Origin of the sequence: Kitasatospora sp. NPDC097691 (assembly GCF_040302665.1) — a bacterium.
Classification (GTDB): Bacteria; Actinomycetota; Actinomycetes; order Streptomycetales; family Streptomycetaceae; genus Kitasatospora.
On record NZ_JBEORY010000013.1, the window covers coordinates 111,263 to 131,208 of the forward strand.

Here is a 19,946-nt window from a genome sequence, read left to right on the forward strand (position 1 = left end):
GGCAGACCGGCAGACCGGCAGACCGCACCCTCCGGAACGCGACAAGCCCCGCAACGCGACAAGCCCCCAGAGCGACCCGCAACGAAAGGCACGAGTCTGATGCAGAACCCCTTCGACAACCCGGACGGCACGTTCCTGGTCCTGCGCAACGAGGAGGGGCAGCACTCCCTCTGGCCGGCGTTCGCCGAGGTCCCGGCGGGCTGGACGGTGGCCCACGAGAAGGCCGGGCGCCAGGAGGCCCTGGACTACATCGAGCACAACTGGACCGACATCCGGCCGCAGAGCCTGGTCGCCGCCATGGAGTCCGAGCCGGCATGACGGACGACCGCAGCGGTGGAGCCGTGGTGGTGACCGGACTCGGCGCGGTCACCCCCCTCGGAGCGACGGTCAAGGACACTTGGCCGGCGCTGCTCGCCGGGCGCGGAGCCGTTGCGGCCCTGGACGACCCCTGGGCGGCGGAGCTCCCGGTCCGGATCGCGGCGCGGGCCGCGGCCGAACCCGGGGAGCTGCTGGACCGGGTGCTCGCCCGCCGGGTGGACCGGGTCGGCGCCTTCGGCCTGGCCGCCGTCCGCGAGGCCTGGGCGGACGCGGGCTACGCCGGGCCGGCCGGCACCCCCGACACGCCGGACCCGGAGCGGGTCGCGGTGGTGCTCGGCACCGGCATCGGCGGCGTGCACACCGTCGTGCACAACCACGAGGAGCTGCGCACCCGCGGGGCGCGCAGGGTCTCGCCGCACGCCGTGGCGATGCTGATGGGCAATCACACCGCCGCGCTGGCCGCCCTCGACGTCAACGCCCGGGCGCAGGCGTCGGCCCCGGTCACCGCCTGCGCGGCCGGCGCCGACGCCATCGCCACCGCGCTGGACCTGATCCGGCTCGGCCGCGCCGACGTCGTGGTGGCGGGCGGCGCGGACGCGGGCGTCCACCCGCTGGTCGCCGCGGCCTTCGCCGCCATGCGCGCGCTCTCCGGCCGCAACGACGAGCCGCACCGCGCCTCCCGCCCGTTCGACCGGGACCGGGACGGCTTCGTCCTCGGCGAGGGCGCGGGCGTCCTGGTGCTGGAGAGCGAGCGCCACGCCCGGGCCCGCGGGGCGCACCGGTACGGCGTCCTCGCGGGCGCCGGCCAGTCCTCCGAGGCGCACCACCCCACCGGCCCGCGCCCGGACGGCGGCGGCCTCGCCGCCGCGCTGCGCCGGGCCCTGGCCGACGCCCGGCTCGACCCGGCCGAGGTCCGGCACGTCCAGGCACACGCCACGTCCACCCCGGCCGGCGACGCGGCCGAGGCCGCGGCGTTGCGCACCGTGTTCGGGCCGGGGGCCGTCCCGGTCTCGGCGATCAAGTCGATGACCGGCCACCTGCTGGGCGCCGCCGGCGGGCTCGCGGCGGTCGCGGCCGTCCTGTCCCTGTCCGACGGCGTCGTCCCGCCGACCGTCAACGTGGAGCACCCGGAGGAGGGCCTCGACCTGGACCTGGTCCGGGACGCCCCGCGCGAGCTGCCCGCCGGGCCCGCCGCCGTCCTCTGCAACGCCTCCGGCTTCGGCGGTCACAACGTGTCGCTCGCCTTCACCCGCTGAAACCCGCCGGACCGCCGGCCCCCGTACCTCCGTACCTCCGTACCGCCCTGTTCCGTGCCCTGCCGAAAACCACACTGTGAGGTTGAGAACGTGCGACGCACCATGCTGAAGTCGAAGATCCACCGCGCCACCGTGACCCAGGCCGAACTGCACTACGTCGGCTCCCTGACCCTGGACCCGGTCCTGATGGAGAACGCCGACCTGCTGCCCGGCGAGCTGGTCCACGTGGTCGACGTCGACAACGGCGCCCGCCTGGAGACCTACGTCATCGAGGGCGAGCGCGGATCGGGCGTGGTCTGCATCAACGGCGCCGCGGCCCGCCTGGTCCACCCGGGCGACACCGTGATCATCATCGCCTACGCCTCGGTCGAGAACGACGAGGCCGCGGACCTGAAGCCGGCCGTCGTCTTCGTGGACAAGTCCAACGCGGTGGTGAAGGTCGGCGTCGACCCGGCGTCCTGACCGCCGCCCCGTCCCCGGGTGCCCGCCGCACACACTCCGGCGGGCACCTCTGCTTCCCCCCGCCCCCCGGATGCCGTAACCCGTCGAGCCGGTTCGACCCCGACACCGCCGCCTCGCCCGCTCACCACCGGCGGCCCCGGCGCGTACGCCCGCCACGAGGTGCCGCCCCGGCCCGACAACCCCGCCGCTCATCCCCCGCTCGCCGCCGCCGCAGCCGGACGTCACCGGCTGATCGACCGTCTGAGAGCATGGGCTGATGCGACCGCTGTACTCCGTTCCCCTCGGCATCGCCGCCGCCGGCGCCGCCTGCCTCGCCTACTCCGCCGGGTACGAGGTGCGGGCCTTCCGCGTCCGCCGGGTCGAGGTCCCCGTCCTCCCCCGCGGCGCCCGCCCCCTCCGGATCCTGCAGGTGTCCGACATCCACATGGTGAGCGGCCAGGGCAAGAAGCAGCGCTGGCTGAAGAGCCTGGCCGCCCTGCGCCCCGACCTCGTGGTCAACACCGGCGACAACCTCTCCGACCCGCTCGGCGTCCCCGCCACCCTCGACGCGCTCGGGCCGCTCATGGAGTTCCCCGGCGTCTACGTCTTCGGCTCCAACGACTACTACGGCCCGGCCCGCAAGAACCCGGCCCGCTACCTCCAGGCCATGCGCAGCGGCATCCACGGCATGAACAACCCCGACGGCACGGCCGGGCGCGGCATCAGCGGCGCCGTCCACAACCCGTGGGAGAAGCTCCGCGACGGCTTCGACGCAGCCGGCTGGCTCGACCTGACCAACACCCGCGGCCGCCTCACCGTGAACGGCCTCGACCTCGAATTCACCGGCCTCGACGACCCGCACATCCGCCGCGACCGCTACAGCGAGGTCTCCGGCGGCCCCTCCCCCGACGCCGACCTCTCCCTCGCCATCGTCCACGCCCCCTACCTGCGCGTCCTCGACGCCTTCACCGCCGACCGCTACCCGCTGATCCTGGCCGGCCACACCCACGGCGGCCAGCTCTGCATCCCCTTCTACGGCGCCCTGGTCACCAACTGCGACATCGACACCCGCCGCGTGAAGGGCCTCTCCACCCACACCGCCGGCGGCCACCGCTCCCACCTCCACGTCTCCGCCGGCTGCGGCACCAACCGCTACACCCCCGTCCGCTTCGCCTGCCCCCCCGAAGCCACCCTCCTCACCCTCACCCCGGCCCCCCACTGACCCCCACCGGACGCCCGCCCGAAACCGGATTTCGTGTCTCGGCGAGCGTCCGGTAGAGTTCTACTCGTCGCGAAGGAGACGGAGCGACAAACCGCAAGACCGGGGTGTGGCGCAGCTTGGTAGCGCGCTTCGTTCGGGACGAAGAGGCCGTGGGTTCAAATCCCGCCACCCCGACCCAGTAAGACCAGCTCAGGGCCGGTCTCCCGCAAGGGAGACCGGCCCTGACTGGCTTTCCGGGCACTCTCGGGAGAATCCTGGGAGAAATCCTCCGGAAAACCGATCTCCCGGGGTTACCGCTGAGGCACCCTCAGCAAGGCGTCGAGAACCGCCACGGGCGAGCCGGGCGACATCCGCCGGCGGGCGCCGAGTGACGCGAGCCACATCCGGGTCAGCCCCTCCATGAGGTCCCGCCGCATCTCCGCCGTGATGTGGGAGTAGCGGGCCTGGACCGAGCCGTCCTCGTGCCCCATCCGCTCGTCCTTGAGCTTCGGCGGCGTCCGCAGCTCGTCCATCATCGTCTTGTGCGCGTGCCGCAACCCGTGCGGGGTGAGACCGGGCGCGATCGGCAGCCAGCAGGCCTGCGCGCGGCCGGCCGCTCCCCGGCCGCGGGCCGGGATGCCGGGCCACGGCTCGGCCAGCACCGGCACCGGGCGGGCCTCCTCCGGAGCCTTCTTCGGGTACCAGCCGGTGGCCGCCGGGTGGAACAGCCAGGTGGCGAACCCGTTCCTCCGCCAGTGCGCCGCGTTCTCCCCGGACGCCTGCCAGCGGACGTAGCCGAGATCGGCCATGGCCTTCTCCACCCGGAGCCGGGTGCCGCAGCCTGCCGGACCGACCCAGCCCGGACCGGGGGCTCAGAGGACTGCGGTGAGTTCGGTGCGGGAGGTGATGTTGAGCTTCGGGTAGGCCTTGTAGAGGTGGTGGGCGACGGTGCGGGGGCTGAGGAAGAGCTGGGCGGCGATGTCGCGGTTGGTGAGGCCTTGGGCGGCGAGGCGGGCGATCTGGAGTTCCTGGGGGGTGAGGGGGGACTGGGGGGTGCCCGCGGGGGTGGGGGTGGGGGCCGGGGTGCCGGTGGCGGAGAGTTCGGTGCGGGCGCGGGCGGCCCAGGGGTGGGCGGCGAGGCGGTCGAAGGTTTCGAGGGCGGCGCGCAGGTGGGGGCGGGCGTCGGTGCGGCGGCGGGTGCGGCGCAGCCATTCGCCGTAGAGGAGGGCGGTGCGGGCCTGTTCGAAGGGGCGGTGGCCGGGTTCGTGCAGGTCGAGGGCGGCGCGGTAGGCGGTTTCGGCGAGTTCGTCGGGGCCGAGGAGGGCTTGGCAGCGCAGTCGGAGGGCTTCGGCCCAGGGGCGGTCGGCGGCGACGGCCCAGCGGGCGTAGCGCTCGTACGGTTCGGCGGCGCGTTCCGGGGTGCCGAGGCGGACGGCGGCTTCGACCAGGTCGGGGACGGCACGGGTGGCGCTGACGTGGTGCCGGTGGGGGCCGGTGGTGAGGGTGTGCAGGCGGTCGGCGGCGTCGCCGGCGCGGCCTTGGCCGAGGTCGAGGAGGGCGAGTGCCCACTGGACCCAGGGGAGGCCGGCCGCGGGGGCGGCGCTCTGCGGGCCGGTGGTGGCGAGGGCGGTGGCGGCGAGGGCGGTGCAGTGGTCGGTGCGGCCGTCGAGTGCGGCCACGTAGGCGAGCAGCGCGGTGAGTTGGCTGACCCACTGGTGCTGGCCGGTGTCGCGGGCGAGGCCGAGGGCCTCGGTGGCGGTGAGTTCGGCGTCGCGGTGGCGGCCGTGGAAGAGTTCGGCTTCGGCGAGGAAGAACTGCAGGGTGGGCATCACGCCGACGGTGCCCTTGGCGCGGGCTTCGGAGATCAGTTCGGCGGCGAGTTCGGCGGTCTCCTCGTCGCGGCCGAGGATCAGGGTGGCGCCGCACAGCTGGACGAGGTCGACGGGGCTTTCGGCGCCGGCCCGGCGGGCGGCCTCGGCGGCTTCCCGGACGGGTGGCGGCGGTGCGACGGGCCTGCCGAGGGCCGGGAGGACGGCGGCGGGCAGGTGGCGGGCGAGCGGGGCGAGGGGGTCGCCGTCGGCCAGGGGGAGGGCGGCGAGGCGGTCGAGGACGGCGATCACCGGTTCCTCCCCGGCGTACCAGGCGGTGTGGAAGGCCTGGAACAGCATCCGGGCGGCGTGTTGCGGGTCGATGTCGGTGTCGGCGGCGTCGAGCAGCAGCCGGTAGGCGGTCGGGTAGGAGCCGCGCCAGAAGTGTGCGGTGGCCCGGACCTGGTCGAGCAGGGCGTGGGCCAGGACGCTGTCGGTACGGCCGGCGGCCTCGTCGGCGAGCGCCTCGGCCCGCACCAACTCTCCTTCCTCGGTGGCTGCTTCGGCGGCCAGGACGAGTCGGCGGGTGGCGCCGTCGCGGTCCGGGGTGAGCCGGGCGGCGCGCTCGTACGCGGCGGCGCCGCCGTGTCCGCCGCGGCGTTCGGCGCGGACGGCGGCGCGTTCCAGGGCGTCGGCGAGGTCGGTGTCGGGGGCGGTGGCGGCGAGGGCGAGGTGCCAGGTGCGGCGGTCGCAGTCCGGGAGCGCGTCCGCCAGTGCCCGGTGAACCGTCAACTTCTGGTGATGCGGCGCACGTTGGAGGATCGCGGAGCGTAGCAGCGGGTGTCGGAAGGCGATCCGGCGGTCGCCGGTGACCGTCACCAGGCCGGCTTCCTCGGCGGGGGTGAGGTGTTCGGCGGTGACGCCGAGCGCGGCCGCGGCGGGCAGGACGACGTCGAGTTCACCGCGTTCCTCGGCGCCGGCGACCAGGAGCAGCGTCTGGGTGGCTGCGGGTAGGCCGGTGACCTGTCCGTGGAAGGCGATCAGCAGCCTGCTGGTGAGTGGCAGGCCGCCCGGCCCGTGCGCCTGCGGCCCGGTGGCGACGGGGAGTTCGGTGAGGGCGAGCGGATTGCCGGCGGCCTCGGCGAGCAGCCGGTCGCGGGCGGCTGCGGGCAGGCCGGGGCCGGTCCGCCGGGCCAGCAGCCGGGTGGCGTCGGCCTCGGCCAGGGCGGTCACCTCCAGCTCGGGGAGGCCGAGGCGGCGCTCCGCCGAGACGCCGATCCCGGCTCCGGCAGCACCCGTCCCGGCGCCGGCAGCACCGGCCCCTCCGCCGGTGCGGGAGGCGAGCAGCAGGGCCACCCCCTCGGCCTGGAACCGTCGGGCGGCCAGCAGCAGCGCGTCCAGCGAGGCCCGGTCCAGCCACTGCACGTCGTCCAGGACGCACAGCAGCGGCTGATCGGCGGCGAGTTCGGCGAGCAGGGCGAGCGTGGCGAGCCCGACCAGCAGCCGGTCGGTCGGCCGCTCGGAGGGCCGGCCGGTGGCCTGCCCGGCCGCCCCGGCCGCCCCGGCCGCCCCGGCTCCCCCGCCGCCCCCGGCCTCCCGGCCGTCGGACAGCCCGAACGCCGCCTCCAGGGCCCGTCGTTGCGGCCCCGGCAGGGCGCCCAGCCGGTCGAGGCCGGGCGCGAGCAGCAGGCTCAGCCCGGCGTACGGCAGCTCGGCCTCGTACTCGACGCCCGCCGCCCGGATCACCCGGAACGTCTCCCCCGCCCGCGCGACGGCGTCGTCCAGCAGCGCGGTCTTGCCAATGCCGGCCTCGCCGCGGAGCAGCAGGACGCCACTGCGGCCGGCTCGCGCCGCGTCCAACAGTCCGTCCACGGCGGCTTGTTCGTGTTCCCTCCCGTACAGCATGCAGTCGACCCTACCCATCCGCCCCGCGCCGCCCCAGCGCAAAACCGCGGCGACCGGAGACAGCGGCACCCCCACGCCGCACCGCGGACCAGGCACCGGACCACGCGCCACGGACCTACGTACCCCCATGCCTATACGTGACTGATTCGCCGCCGCGCGCCGCTCCATACCTTGGTGAGCACCGGGAACGACCGGCCAACAACCCACCGGACCACAGGAGATGACGATGACCGAGATCACCACCGCCGCCCTCCAGCAGCTCGCCGAGCGCTACCTCGCGGTGTGGAACGAGACCGACCCGGCGGCCCGGCGCAAGCTGATCGACGAGGTGTGGGCGGAGGACGGCCGCTACACCGACCCGCTGGCCGCGGTCGTCGGCCGGGACGCGATCGACGCGCTGATCGGCGCGGCCCAGGCGCAGTTCCCGGGGCTGGAGTTCACCCTCGGCCCGGTGGACGCGCACCACGACATCGCCCGCTTCACCTGGAACCTCGGCCCGGCCGGCGCGGAGCCGGTGGTGATCGGCTTCGACGTGCTGACGGCCACCCCGGACGGTCGGATCGGCGCGGTGTACGGCTTCCTCGACCGCGTGCCGGGTGCCTGAGCCACCGCTTCCCCGCCTGCGCGAGGGGCGGGCCCCTTCCCCCTTGACCCGCCCCTCGCCGGCCCGCCGCCCCCGACCCACCGTCTCCAGCCCCCTCGCCGGCCCGCCGCCGCCAACCCACCGTCTCCAGCCCCGTCCCGAAACGGCCCCCTGACCGCCGCCCCCGACCGACCCCTTGAGGAGAGCCCGAGATGAGCACCGCCCTGGACGCCAGGCGGCCGGCCCCGGCCCCGCCCACCCCGGCCCCGCCCACCCCGAACACGGTGGTCACGCCCCCCAAGGGCCTGTTGCCGGTCGTCCTGACCGCCACCTTCATGACCGCCCTCGACATCTTCGTCGTCAACGTCGCCCTCCCCTCCCTCCAGGCCGACCTGGGCGCCGGCCGGGCCGCCGTCCAGTGGGTGATGGCCGGCTTCAGCCTGGCCCTCGCGGCCGGCCTGGTCACCGCCGGCCGCCTCGGCGACCGTTACGGTCGCCGCCGGGTGTTCGGCCTCGGCCTGGCCCTCTTCACCCTGGCCTCCGCGGGCTGCGGCTTCGCCCCCACCGCCGCCGCGCTGGTCGGCGCCCGGGTGGTGCAGGGCCTGTCGGCGGCACTGATGGGTCCGCAGGTCCTGGCGATCCTGCGGACCGCGTTCAGCGGCGCGGCGCAGGCACGGGCCTTCGCCCGGTACGGGCTGACGATGGGCGTCGGCGCGGTGTTCGGGCAGCTGATCGGCGGGCTGCTGATCCGGGCGGACCTCCTCGGGCTGGGCTGGCGCAGCTGCTTCCTGATCAACCTGCCGATCGGCCTGGTCGCCCTGGCGATGGTCCGCCGCTCCCTGCCGGAGTCCCGCGCCCCGCGGCGGCCCGGGCTGGACCCGGTCGGCGTGCTGCTGGTCACCACCGCGCTGACCACCCTGGTGCTCCCGCTCATCCAGGGTCCCCAACTGGACTGGCCGCTGTGGACGGTGCTCTGCCTCGGCGCCTCGATCGTCCTGCTGGCCGCCTTCGCCGTGCACCAGCACCGCACCACCCCGCGCGACACCACGGCCACCACCACGGCCACCGCCACCCCCGGCACCGGCACCGGCACCGGCACCGGCACGACCACCGCCACCCCCACCCCCACCACCGGCACGACCACCGCCACCCCGCTGGTCGACACCCGCCTCTTCCACAGCCGCGCCTTCAGCGCCGGTGTGCTCGCCCAGCTCGCCTTCTGGCTCGGCCAGGGCTCCTTCTTCCTGGTGCTCGCCCTGCACCTGCAGTTCGGCCGCGGCCTGGACGCGCTCGGCGCCGGCCTGGTCTTCACCGCGATCGGCCTCGGCTACCTGATCACCTCCAACACCACCCACCTGGTCACCGCCCGCCTCGGCGGCCGCCGCACGATCACCGTCGGGGGGCTGCTGATGGCCGCCGGGCTGGGCCTGCTCGCCTTCGCCGCGTACGGCGTCGCGGACGGCAGCGTCTGGTGGCTGGCCCCCGGCCTGTTCGTGGACGGCCTCGGCATGGGTCTGGTGATCGCCCCGATCACCGCCGTCGTCCTGGAGGGCGTCGAGCCGCGGCTGGCCGGCTCCGCCGCGGGGGTGGTGTCCACCGTGCAGCAGGTCGGCGGGGCGCTCGGGATCGCGCTGATCGGCCTCGTCTACTACGGCGCGGGCGACCCGACCGCCGCCTTCGGCCGCAGCGTCCTGGCGCTGGCGGTGCTGGAGCTGGTGCTCGTGGGCCTGGTCCGGCTGCTGCCCCGCACGAGCAGCCACATCCCTTCGTGAGCACCCCCGAACCACCGGGCGGGTGGGCCTCAGGCCCACCCGCCCGTTCCATTCCCTCCCCCCGATCGGGTTGGATGGTCGGATGAGCGAGGAGAAGAGCGCCGTCCCGGCGTGGGAGCTGCGGTTCAGGGCGGCCCGGGTGTCACTGCCCGACTGGGCCGAGGACGCCCCCGACCGGGCGCTGTACGTGTCCAACGCGACCGGCACCTACGAGGTCTACGCCTGGGACCGCGCCACCGGCGAGCACCGCCGGGTCACCGACCGCCCGAACGGCACCACCGACGCCGAGCTGTCCCCCGACGGCGACTGGGTCTGGTGGTTCGACGACCACGACGGCGACGAGTTCGGCGTCTGGCGTCGCCAGCCGTTCGCGGGCGGCCCGGACGAGGAGGCCGTGCCCGGCCTCGCCCCCTCGTACTCGGCCGGCCTGGCGCTCGGACGCGACGGCACCGTGGTCGTCGGACGCTCCACCGACGAGGACGGCACCACCCTGCACCTGCGCCGCCCCGGTGACTCCGAGCCGGTCGAGATCTACCGGCACGCGGAGTACGGCGGCGTCGGCGACCTCAGCCACGACGGCACCCTGCTGGCCATCGACCACACCGAGCACGGCGACGCGATGCACTCCGCGATCCGGGTCGTCCGCCTCACCGGAAGCTTCACCGGGACCGGCACCGTCGAGACCGGCGCCGTCGGAACCGTCGCCGTCGAAACCGGCACCGTCGGAACCGGCACCGTCGGAACCATCGCCGTCGAGACCGTCGCCGAACTGGACGAGGTCACCGGCCGGGACGAGCCCCGCGGCGTGGCCTGCCTCGGTTTCGCCCCGGTCGAGGGCGACACCCGCCTGCTGGTCGCCCACCAGCGCACCGGCCGCTGGGAGCCGATGATCTGGGACGTCGCCACCGGCACCGAGACCGCGCTGCCGCTGCGCGACGAGCAGGGTCGCGAACTGCCCGGTGACGTCTCCGCGCAGTGGCGCCCCGGCGCCGCGGAACTGCTGGTCGAGCACGAGTACGAGGCGCGCAGCGAGCTGTTCTCGTACGCGCTCGCCGACGGCCGGCTCACCCGCCTCGACACCCCGCGCGGCACCGTCGGCGGCGCCACCGCCCGTCCGGACGGCACCGTCGAGTACCTGTGGTCCTCCGCCGCCGAGCCCTCGGCTGTCCGCTCCACCGCCGGGGCGGTCGTGCTGCGGGCGCCCGGCGCGGTGCCGCCCGGCTCGGTCCCGGTCGAGGACGTCTGGGTGGACGGCCCCGGCGGCCGGGTGCACGCCCTCGTGCAGCGGCCGGCCGGGAGCAGCCCCGAGGACGGCCCCCTCCCGACGGTGTTCGAGGTCCACGGCGGCCCGACCCACCACGACAGCGACTCCTTCGCCGCCGGCCCGGCCGCCTGGCTGGACCACGGCTTCGCGGTGGTCCGGGTCAACTACCGCGGCTCGACCGGCTACGGCCAGGCCTGGACCGATGCCCTGCACGAGCGGGTCGGCCTGATCGAGCTGGAGGACATCGCGGCGGTCCGGGAGTGGGCGGTCGACAGCGGCCTCGCCGACCCGCGCCGGCTGGTGCTCACGGGCGGCAGTTGGGGCGGCTACCTGACCCTGCTCGGCCTCGGTGTCCAGCCCGACGTCTGGGCGCTCGGCGTCGCCGCCGTGCCGGTCGCGGACTACCGCACCGCGTACGCCGACGAGATGGAGGCGCTCAAGTCGCTGGACCGCACGCTCTTCGGCGGCACCCCGGAGGAGGTCCCGGACCGCTTCACCGCTTCCTCGCCGCTGACCTACGTCGAGCAGGTGCGGGTGCCGGTGTACATCAGCGCCGGGGTCAACGACCCGCGCTGTCCGATCCGGCAGATCGAGAACTACGTCGAGCGGCTTGAGCAGCTCGGCAAGCCGCACGAGGTGTACCGGTACGACGCCGGACACGGGTCGCTGGTCGTGGAGGAGCGGATCAAGCAGCTGCGGCTGGAGATCGACTTCGTCCGGCGGCACCTGGCCCCGGCCGGGCACGACGGGGACGGGGCGTCGACGTGAGACGTGTGCTGATGCTCGCGGGGGCGGTGGTGGCCGGGGCCCTGGTGCTCACCGGCTGCTCCGGTTCGCACGGCGACAGCGCCTCCTGCCCGCCCCCGGCCGGTCCGCCGGCGCCGAGCCCCTCGGCCGCCAAGCCGACCGTGCCGGCCGCACCGGCCGTCCCGGGCACGCCACCGGCTGCACCACCCGCAGCACCACCCGCCGCGCCGCTCGCCACGCCACTCGCCACGGCAACCCGGGCGAGCGCGGTCGGGGCGGGGACCTCCGTCGTACCGGCGGCGTACGAGGCATACGGGGCGTACGGGGCGTACGAGGTGCACGACGCCCAAGCCGCCCACACCGCGCACGAGCCGGCCGACGGGGACGGCACGGTCCAGCTCGCCAAGGGATCGAAGGGCGGGAGCGGTTCCAAGGGCTCGTCGGGTTCCAAGGGCTCGTCGGGCTCGTCCGGCTCCGGGTCCAAGGGCTCAAAGACCGGGCGCACCGTGCACCACCACATCGACCACTACGACTCGGACGACAACACCGGCGGCAGCCACAGCCACTGCTACGGCGACCCGACGCCGGTGCCGACCGCCTCGACCACGCCGACCCAACCGCTGATACCGACGCCGACGCCCGCCCCGGCGCAACCGACCCTGCCGACCCTGCCGCCGGTCAAGCCGACGGTGGCGCCGCCGCTGCCGACCAAGCGCTAGGCCGACCAAGCGCTGAGGCCGGCAGCCGGCCGGGAGGTCAGGCCGGCAGCCGGCCGGGAGGTCAACCCCACCCCCGGCCGGTCCGGGCCGCAGGTCAAGGCCGTCAGCCGACGGCCGTCACTCCAGGACCGGGTCCAGTCCCAGGGCCCGGTCCTGCTCCGCCTCCGCCTCGCGGCGCATCAGGCGGTACCACATGAAGACGACGAAGCCCCCGAAGACGAACCACTCCAGGGTGTAGCCCAGGTTCTGGAACGCGCGCAGGGTCAGACCGTCCCCGCCCTGCGGCTGCACGGTCGGCACGGGGGTCAGCCCGGTGGGCGCCTCGTCGGCGGCCACCCAGCCGTCGTACCAGCCGTCGTACTCCAGCACGTTCAGCAGCGAGGCCCGGTTGATCATGCCGAGCTGCCCGGCCGGCAGACCGCCGGCCACGGCACCGTTGCTGCCCACGGCCTCGTTGGCCTGCAGCCGCCCGGACACCGTCACCGATCCGCCCGGCGCCGACCCGCCGGCAGCCGCTCCCGCGGTCGCCCCGGCGGTCGCCCCCGCGCCCGGCGCCCCGGGCGCCCAGCCGCGCACCACGGCCACGGCGTGCCCGTCGGCGGTGCGCAGCGGGGTGAGCACGTAGTAGCCCTGCTTGCCGTCCACCACCCGGTTGGGGACGAGGAGCTGGTGCTCGGTGTCGTAGCTGCCGGTGACGGTGACGGACTTGCCGACGGTCTCCGTGGTCACCTGCGGCGTCACCTGGTTGAGCAACGCGTCGATCGGCCTGGCGTCACCCGAATCGGCGACCGCCTGCTTGGTCTCGTTGTGGGTGGACACCCGGTCCTCGAACCGACCGAGCTGCCAGGAGCCCAGCCACACGCACACCGCCACGGCCGCCACGGCCAAAGCAGTGCCGCCCAGCCACCGCGGAGTCAGGAGGAACCGGTACACACCCCCCACGGTAACCACTCCTCACACCCGTCCGGCCGCCGGGCCCGGTCCTGGCCCCGTCGGACCGCCCCTTCGCCCGCCCGGACACGCCCGCCCGGCGGAAGCGGAGGCCCCTCACCCGGCCGAGGGCGAACCCGACGGCTGCGGCACCGCACCCGGCACCGCCTGCACGCCACCCCGGTACAGCGTCCCGCTGCAGGCCAGCGGCAGCGTCGCCGTGGCGGCGGTGGGGCTGCCCGGGGCGGGGGTGTGGGCGATGGTGGCGGTGGGCGCCGGACCGGTGGGGTCGGTGGTCGGCGTGGCGGTGGGGCTGGGGGCCGAGGTGGGGCCCGCCGAGGGGGACGAGGTGGCCTGCGGGTTGGAGCTGGGGGCGGCGGTGGCGCCGGCGACCGGCTCGCCGGAGGCTGCGGGGATCTGGGTGGTCAGGGACACCCGGTTGGCGCCGGTCGGGGCGCTGGTGGCGCCGCCGGTGACGGTGCAGCTCGGGTCGGGGATCCAGGCGAACGGCAGCCGGTACCCGCCCTGCGGGGCGAGCACCGGCGGTTCCGCGTCCATCGCGGTCAGGCCACCGGCCGGGTCGCCCGGGGCGTGGTCGGCGGTGCGGATGCGGTTGCGGTCGCCGCCGCTGACGCCGGTGACGGCGACCGCACCGGGCCCGCCGAGGCGGCAGCTGTGCCCGGAGACGTTGTAGACGGTGAACGAGCCGTAGATCCGTCCCGTCGCGTCGGCCGAGCCGACCTGCGCGGCGCCGTCGCCGAGGTCGGTGCGGGTGCAGAGCGGGATGATGCCGCCGTCGCCGGCTCCGGAGGTCCCGGTGGGCGGGACGGTGCCGTCGGTGTGCGAGGCCCCGGAGCCGGGGGTGCGGGAGGAGGCGGCCGTGCCGGCGGCCGGCGAGGCCCCGGTGCCGCTCGGCCCGGCCGGTGGTGCGCTGCCGGTGCCGGTGACGCCGACGGCGGCGCCGCTGGGGGCGGTGGCGGCCGGGCTCTTGGCGTCGGCCGAGCCGGGGCCGCCGGAGAGTCCGAGGTGCTCTCCCTCGTGCAGGACGGGCAGGGCGATCGCGACGGCGAACGCGAGGGCGGCCGCGCCGGTCCAGGCTCCGCGCCGGGCGGTCCGTCGACGGGGGACCGCCCGCCGGATCCGGGGCAGCCCGGCGGCCGAGGGTTGGATCCCGGCGACGGCGTGGTGCATCAGTTCCCGCACCGCCCGCTCGTCGGTCGACAGCCCGACCGGTTCCGTGAGCTCCGTGGCCCGCCCCGAGCGCCCCGAGCGCCCCGAGCGCTTCGGGAGCGCCGCGGTCACCGAGGCGGCCGGGCCGGCCGCGGGCACCGTACCGGCCGGGGAAGCCTGGGCGGCCGCGGGCACCGGGCCGGCCGGGGAGGCCTCAGCGGCCCGGCCCGCCTGGGAGGCCTGGAAGGCCCCCGGGAAGCCCGGGCCGTCCGACGGTACGCCGTCCGTCCCCCGCCGCCCGCCGCCCGCCGCCGCCTCAGCCATGACCGGCCTCCATCTGCGCGCGCAGGGCGGCGAGTCCGCGCGATCCGTAGGCCTTCACCGAGCCGAGCGAGATGCCCAGGGTGTCGGCGACCTGCGCCTCCGTCATGTCCACGAAGTAACGCAGCACCAGAACCTCCCGCTGACGGCGTTGCAGTCCACGCAGCGCGGCCTTCAACTGGTCGCGCTCCAGGGCATCGTAGGCACCTTCTTCTGCACTGGCCATGTCAGGCATGGGCTTCTGCAGCAGTCTCAGACCGAGGATCCGGCGGCGCAGCGTGGAGCGGGACAGGTTGACGACCGTCTGCCGCAGGTAGGCCAGGGTCTTCTCGGGCTCGCGGACCCGGCGCCGGGCGGCGTGCACCCGGATGAACGCCTCCTGGACGACGTCCTCGCAGGTCGAGAGGTCGTCCAGGAGCAGCGCGGCGAGCCGCAGCAGCGAGCGGTAGTGCGCCTGGTAGGTCTCGGTGAGCAGGTCCTCGCTGGTACCCGCGTCGGTACCGGCACCGGAGTCCGCCGCACCGGGTGCGGCCGCCGTCATCTGGTCGTCTTCCGGCCTACTCGCAGGCCACGGGGCACGCGAGGGGAACGACACCGCGGCCCTCGCCGGGATGCCCGCCCTTGCCCCCACCATCACGTTCGCCACGCCCGTTGGACACTCGATCCCCTGTCATGGTTGCCCAGCCCGGGGCCCATTCTTCCGCATGGGCGGAAGAGGCCTCCAGGGGATTCCCTCGGGATTCCGGACAGATTGTGTCGAGGAGCGGACACAGGTACGGACACAGGTGTGGACACAAGGGGGCACATCGGAAGCGGCGTCAGGGTTCGACGCCCTGCTCCACCGTCAGCTCACCCGCCACCAACTCGGCGATCTGCACCAGGTTGAGCGCCGCCCCCTTGCGCAGGTTGTCCCCGCAGAGGAAGAGGTCCAGCGCGTCCGGCTCGTCCAGGGCCCGGCGCACCCGGCCGACCCAGACCGGGTCGGTCCCGACCACGTCGTTCGGCGTCGGGAACTCGCCCGCCGCCGGGTCGTCGTAGAGGACGACGCCGGGCGCGTCCCGCAGGATGTCCTGCGCGTGCTCCTGGGTGACCTCCCGTTCGAACCGCGCGTGCACGGCCAGTGCGTGGGTGCGGACGACCGGGATGTGGACGCAGGTCGCGGAGACCTTCAGGGTGGGCAGGCCGAGGATCTTGCGGGACTCGTCGCGGATTCCCAGCTCCTCGGCGGCCCAGCCGCCGTCGCGCAGTCCGCCGGTCCACGGCACGGCGTTGAGCACGAGCGGGGCGGCGAACGGCCCGTGGTCGGCGATCACCGCGCGCAGGTCACCGGTCTGCCGGCCGACCTCGGTGCCCGCCACCAGCGCGGTCTGCTCGCGCAGGGCCGCCTCGCCGGCGCGGCCCTCGCCGTCGGCGGCCTGGTAGGAGGCGACCACGAGCTGTGCCAGCCCGTACTCGGCGTGCAGCGCGCCGACCGCCGCGATCATCGCCAGGGTGGTGCTGGCCGGGCTGGCGACGATGCCGCGCGGGCGGATCCGCAGCGCGGCCGCGTTGACCTCGGGGACGACCAGCGGCACGTCCTCGGCGGTGCGGAAGGCGGCGGAGTCGTCGACCACCACGATGCCCTTGGCCGCCGCGATCGGCGCCCACTGGGCGGAGACCGCGTCGGGGACGGCGAACACCGCGACGTCGATCCCGCTGAAGGCCTCCTCGGTCAGCGGGACGACCTCGACGGCCTCGCCGCGCACGACCGGCTTGCGGCCGGCCGAGCGTGGGGAGGCGACGAGTCGGACCTCGCCCCAGACGTCCTGCCGGAGCGAGAGCAGGCCGAGCAGTACCTCGCCGACCGCGCCGGTGGCGCCGACGACGGCGAGGTTCGGCCGCCGGGTCATCGCCCGGTGCCCCCGCTCCGCTCCCGGGTCATCGCCCGGTGCCGCCGTAGACGACGGCCTCGTCCGTCTCGCTGTCCAGGCCGAAGGCGCTGTGCACGGCGCGAACGGCCTCCGGCACGTCATCGGCGCGGGTGACGACCGAGATGCGGATCTCCGAGGTGGAGATCAGCTCGATGTTGACGCCCGCGGCGGACAGCGCCTCGAAGAAGGTCGCGGTGACGCCCGGGTTGGAGCGCATGCCGGCGCCGACGAGCGAGATCTTGCCGATCGCGTCGTCGTAGCGCAGCGACTCGTAGCCGATGCCCTCCTTGACCCGGCCGAGCGCGTCGATGGCCTTCTGGCCCTCGGTCTTGGGCAGGGTGAAGGAGATGTCGGTCAGGCCGGTCGACGCGGCGGAGACGTTCTGCACCACCATGTCGATGTTGACCTCGGCGTCGGCGATGGCGCGGAAGATCCGGGCCGCCTCACCCGGCTTGTCGGGCACGCCGACGACGGTGACCTTGGCCTCGGAGGTGTCGTGGGCGACTCCGGAGATGATGGCCTGCTCCATCTCGCCCCCTTCGGGCTTGTTCGGGTTGTCGTTGCTGACGATCGTCCCGGGAAGACCCGAGAAGGACGAGCGTACGTGAATCGGGATGTTGTAGCGCCGGGCGTACTCCACACAGCGGTCGAGCAGCACCTTGGAGCCGGAGGACGCCAGCTCCAGCATGTCCTCGTAGGCGATCCAGTCGATCTTGCGGGCCTTCTTCACCACACGCGGGTCGGCGGTGAACACGCCGTCCACGTCGGTGTAGATCTCGCAGACCTCGGCCTTGAGGGCGGCAGCGAGGGCGACGGCGGTGGTGTCCGAGCCGCCCCGGCCCAGCGTGGTGATGTCCTTGCTGCTCTGGGACACGCCCTGAAAGCCGGCCACGATCGCGATGTTGCCCTCGTCCAGGGCGGTGCGGATGCGGCCCGGCGTCACGTCGATGATGCGCGCCTTGTTGTGGACGGAGTCGGTGATGACGCCGGCCTGACTGCCCGTGAAGGACTGGGCCTCGTGACCCAGGGATTTGATCGCCATGGCCAGCAGCGCCATGGAGATGCGCTCTCCAGCGGTCAGCAGCATGTCGAACTCGCGGCCGGCAGGGATCGGTGACACCTGCTCCGCGAGTTCGATGAGCTCGTCCGTCGTGTCGCCCATCGCGGACACCACGACGACGACCTCATGGCCGGCCTTCTTGGCGTCAACGATTCGACGGGCCACGCGCTTGATGCCCTCGGCATCCGCAACGGATGAGCCGCCGTACTTCTGCACGACAAGGCCCACGTGCGCTCCTCGACTCGTGTCGTCTTCCGGGGGCTCCGGGCCCCCGCACCCCCCGGGGAGGGGGATGTGCGGTCGGCGCCAGTCTACCGAGCAGGGGTGCCCCGACCGGCGCTTTCCATATGATGAGACACCTGTTTCAGCAGGTGATCGGCGGGGTGGGTGGCCGGACCGGCAGGTCTGCGGGCGATTCGGTACGCGTCCGGAGAAACGGCGGATCCGCGGACGGCGATCCGGCCGGATTTCCTTTCCGGGCGGATCGCTGAGTCATGCGTCACAGTCATGCGTCCCAGCCATGCGTCGCAAGCATGCGTCGGAATCGACGCCGCGCGCGCCCCGGCCGGGCTTCGCCCGCCCTCGGGTCCCTGCCGTCGGGACGCCTCACCGCGTCAGCGCTGCAGCCCCAGCTCGGCCGCCATCAGGTCGCCCGCCTGCTGCTCCAGCTGCTCGTCGGTGAGCCCGTCGTCGTCGGTGTCCGCACCGTCGAGCGCGGCGCCGATCGGGCTGTCCAGCCGGACGTGCGCGATCAACGACTGCAGCGCCCGCAGCACCGCGGTGCAGGTCGTGCCCCAGTTGGAGAGGTACGAGAACTGCCACCACCACAGCGCCTCGCTGACCCGGCCCTCGCGGTAGTGCGTCAGCCCGTGCTGGAGCTCGCTGACCACTCCGGCCAGGTCGTCCGAGATCCGGAAGGCGTTGGGCTTCTCCGGCGGGCCGTACGGGTCGAAGACCTCGTGGTAGACGTCGATCGGCGCGAGCAGCTCGGCCAGCCGCTCGCGCAGCTGCTCGCTGTCCGGCTCCGGACCGGCGTCGGGCTCGAAGCGGTCCTCCGGGACGACATCCTCGATGGCGCCCAGCCGGCCGCCCGCCAGCAGCAGCTGCGAGACCTCCAGGAGCAGCAGCGAGACCGCGCTGCCCGGCTCGTCGCCCTTGGCGACCTCGGTGACGGCGAGCACGAAGCTCTCCACCGAGTCGGCGATCTGCACGGCGAAGTCGTCCGGCTCCGAGCCGTGCGCGTGGGTGTGCTGCTGGTTGATCGTCCGGTCAGACATCGAGCAGTCGTCTCCCTTCGAAGGCGCGGCCGAGGGTGACCTCGTCCGCGTACTCCAGATCCCCGCCGACGGGCAGGCCGCTCGCCAGACGGGTCACCTTCAGGCCCATCGGCTTGCAGAGCCGGGCCAGATAGGTGGCGGTCGCCTCCCCCTCCAGGTTGGGGTCGGTGGCCAGGATCAGCTCGGTGACCGTGCCGTCCGCGAGGCGCGACAGCAGCTCGCGGATGCGCAGGTCGTCCGGGCCGACGCCCTCGATGGGGCTGATCGCGCCGCCCAGCACGTGGTAGCGGCCGCGGAACTCGCGGGTGCGCTCGATGGCGACGACGTCCTTGGGCTCCTCGACCACGCAGATGACGGCGAGGTCGCGGCGGGGGTCCAGACAGACCCGGCACTGCTCGGCCTCCGCGACGTTGCCGCAGACCACGCAGAAGCGGACCTTGTCCTTGACCTCCAGCAGCGCGTGCGCGAGGCGGCGCACGTCGGTCGGGTCGGCCTGCAGCACGTGGAAGGCGATCCGCTGGGCGCTCTTGGGCCCGACGCCGGGCAGCCTGCCCAGCTCGTCGATCAGGTCCTGAACCACGCCCTCGTACAACGTCGCGCCTTCCTTCGGATGGTCGGTGGTGCCCGGTGCCATCATCCAACGATTCGGGCGTCGGACACAGCGCCCGACGCCCGACTCCCACATAAATCACATGGGTCCGTCGTCTGAACTTCAGACCCTTTTCGGCCCGGTCACTCAGAGCAGCGGAGCCGGAACGGCGGGCTCGGAACAGCGGGCCGGAGCAGCGGACCCGAACAGCGGGCCCGAACAGCGGGCTCAGAGCAGCGGGCTCAGAACGGCAGACCGGGGATGCCGCCGCCGAGGCCCTGGGTCAGCGGGCCCATGCGCTCGGCCTGCATCTTCTGCGCGGTCTGGGTCGCGTCCCGGACCGCCGCCAGGATCAGGTCGGCCAGGGTCTCGGTGTCCTCCGGGTCGACCGCGGCCGGGGCGATGGTCAGCGCCACCAGCTCACCGGCACCGGTCACCGTCGCCTCGACCAGGCCGCCGCCCGCCGTACCGTTCACCTTCGTCTCGGCCAGCTCCTGCTGAGCCTTCGCGAGATCCTGCTGCATCTTCTGTGCCTGCTTCAGCAGCTGCTGCATGTTGGGCTGGCCACCACCGGGGAACACGGCTCTCTCCTTGCTGTCACGGCTGTCTGCGGTGAGTCGTTCGTCACCGCCGAGCCTACGTGCTGTGTCCTGCTCGGATGCCCCGGCGGCTCAG

Annotated in this window: 17 protein-coding genes, 1 tRNA gene and 1 pseudogene; 9 read left to right on the forward strand and 10 right to left on the reverse strand. The window is 74.4% G+C overall.

Annotated features, from left to right (window positions below):
* Nucleotides 1-99: 99 nt before the first annotated feature.
* From ABTY56_RS12345 to ABTY56_RS12365, 5 genes are all read left to right on the forward strand, one after another.
* Nucleotides 100-318, forward strand: coding sequence for an MbtH family protein (locus ABTY56_RS12345; RefSeq protein WP_350628585.1), 219 nt, complete (start codon nucleotides 100-102; stop codon nucleotides 316-318).
* Nucleotides 315-1,574, forward strand: coding sequence for a beta-ketoacyl-[acyl-carrier-protein] synthase family protein (locus ABTY56_RS12350; protein WP_350628586.1), 1,260 nt, complete (start codon nucleotides 315-317; stop codon nucleotides 1,572-1,574). Before ABTY56_RS12345 ends, ABTY56_RS12350 begins: the two co-directional genes overlap by 4 nt.
* A 90-nt stretch (nucleotides 1,575-1,664) precedes the next feature.
* Complete coding sequence (panD, locus tag ABTY56_RS12355) at nucleotides 1,665-2,036, forward strand: aspartate 1-decarboxylase (RefSeq protein ID WP_350628587.1); 372 nt, start codon at nucleotides 1,665-1,667, stop codon at nucleotides 2,034-2,036.
* 256 nt (nucleotides 2,037-2,292) lie between these two features.
* Entirely contained in the window at nucleotides 2,293-3,237 is a 945-nt protein-coding gene (locus ABTY56_RS12360; RefSeq protein WP_350628589.1) for a metallophosphoesterase, read from the forward strand.
* Between the two features lie 100 nt (nucleotides 3,238-3,337).
* A tRNA-Pro gene (locus tag ABTY56_RS12365) sits at nucleotides 3,338-3,411 on the forward strand.
* 116 nt (nucleotides 3,412-3,527) lie between these two features.
* Here the strand turns inward: ABTY56_RS12365 and ABTY56_RS12370 are convergent.
* A pseudogene (locus ABTY56_RS12370) lies at nucleotides 3,528-4,049 on the reverse strand (LacI family transcriptional regulator); the annotation flags it as partial.
* Between the two features lie 39 nt (nucleotides 4,050-4,088).
* Complete coding sequence (locus ABTY56_RS12375; RefSeq protein WP_350628591.1) at nucleotides 4,089-6,929, reverse strand: ATP-binding protein; 2,841 nt, start codon at nucleotides 6,927-6,929, stop codon at nucleotides 4,089-4,091.
* 226 nt (nucleotides 6,930-7,155) lie between these two features.
* Between ABTY56_RS12375 and ABTY56_RS12380 the strand changes: the two genes are divergently transcribed.
* The 4 genes from ABTY56_RS12380 to ABTY56_RS12395 all read left to right on the forward strand — a co-directional run bounded on the left by ABTY56_RS12380 (nucleotide 7,156) and on the right by ABTY56_RS12395 (nucleotide 12,014).
* Nucleotides 7,156-7,533 (forward strand): nuclear transport factor 2 family protein, encoded by a 378-nt coding sequence (locus ABTY56_RS12380; RefSeq protein WP_350628593.1) that lies wholly within the window; start codon nucleotides 7,156-7,158, stop codon nucleotides 7,531-7,533.
* Nucleotides 7,534-7,724: 191 nt separating this feature from the next.
* The gene (locus ABTY56_RS12385; RefSeq protein ID WP_350628594.1) at nucleotides 7,725-9,284 is read left to right on the forward strand and encodes an MFS transporter; all 1,560 of its coding nucleotides are present in this window, start codon (nucleotides 7,725-7,727) and stop codon (nucleotides 9,282-9,284) included.
* An 82-nt stretch (nucleotides 9,285-9,366) separates the two neighbouring features.
* Nucleotides 9,367-11,316, forward strand: a complete 1,950-nt coding sequence (locus ABTY56_RS12390; protein WP_350628595.1) for a S9 family peptidase — start codon at nucleotides 9,367-9,369, stop codon at nucleotides 11,314-11,316.
* Nucleotides 11,313-12,014 carry a hypothetical protein gene (locus ABTY56_RS12395; RefSeq protein WP_350628596.1) on the forward strand — a complete coding sequence of 234 codons (702 nt, stop codon included), beginning with the start codon at nucleotides 11,313-11,315 and terminating at the stop codon, nucleotides 12,012-12,014. The genes ABTY56_RS12390 and ABTY56_RS12395 overlap by 4 nt, the downstream gene beginning before the upstream one ends.
* A 117-nt stretch (nucleotides 12,015-12,131) precedes the next feature.
* On the opposite strand, the gene ABTY56_RS12400 is transcribed toward ABTY56_RS12395, so the two are convergent.
* From ABTY56_RS12400 to ABTY56_RS12435, 8 genes are all read right to left on the reverse strand, one after another.
* Nucleotides 12,132-12,947 (reverse strand): SURF1 family protein, encoded by an 816-nt coding sequence (locus tag ABTY56_RS12400; RefSeq protein WP_350628597.1) that lies wholly within the window; start codon nucleotides 12,945-12,947, stop codon nucleotides 12,132-12,134.
* 114 nt (nucleotides 12,948-13,061) lie between these two features.
* Nucleotides 13,062-14,438: a hypothetical protein gene (locus ABTY56_RS12405; protein ID WP_350628599.1), complete on the reverse strand. Its 1,377-nt coding sequence runs from the start codon at nucleotides 14,436-14,438 to the stop codon at nucleotides 13,062-13,064.
* A complete protein-coding gene (locus ABTY56_RS12410) occupies nucleotides 14,431-14,976 on the reverse strand; it encodes a SigE family RNA polymerase sigma factor (protein WP_350519763.1) in 546 nt (181 codons plus the stop codon). The genes ABTY56_RS12405 and ABTY56_RS12410 overlap by 8 nt, the downstream gene beginning before the upstream one ends.
* 277 nt (nucleotides 14,977-15,253) lie before the next feature.
* Complete coding sequence (locus tag ABTY56_RS12415) at nucleotides 15,254-16,324, reverse strand: aspartate-semialdehyde dehydrogenase (RefSeq protein ID WP_350628601.1); 1,071 nt, start codon at nucleotides 16,322-16,324, stop codon at nucleotides 15,254-15,256.
* Between the two features lie 28 nt (nucleotides 16,325-16,352).
* Complete coding sequence (locus ABTY56_RS12420; protein WP_350628602.1) at nucleotides 16,353-17,633, reverse strand: aspartate kinase; 1,281 nt, start codon at nucleotides 17,631-17,633, stop codon at nucleotides 16,353-16,355.
* Nucleotides 17,634-18,019: 386 nt separating this feature from the next.
* On the reverse strand, nucleotides 18,020-18,682 hold the full coding sequence (locus tag ABTY56_RS12425; protein WP_350628603.1) for a DUF5063 domain-containing protein: 663 nt from the start codon (nucleotides 18,680-18,682) through the stop codon (nucleotides 18,020-18,022).
* Nucleotides 18,675-19,274 (reverse strand): recombination mediator RecR, encoded by a 600-nt coding sequence (gene recR, locus ABTY56_RS12430; RefSeq protein WP_350575393.1) that lies wholly within the window; start codon nucleotides 19,272-19,274, stop codon nucleotides 18,675-18,677. Before recR ends, ABTY56_RS12425 begins: the two co-directional genes overlap by 8 nt.
* A 239-nt stretch (nucleotides 19,275-19,513) precedes the next feature.
* Nucleotides 19,514-19,852 carry a YbaB/EbfC family nucleoid-associated protein gene (locus tag ABTY56_RS12435; RefSeq protein WP_350628604.1) on the reverse strand — a complete coding sequence of 113 codons (339 nt, stop codon included), beginning with the start codon at nucleotides 19,850-19,852 and terminating at the stop codon, nucleotides 19,514-19,516.
* Nucleotides 19,853-19,946: the final 94 nt, after the last annotated feature.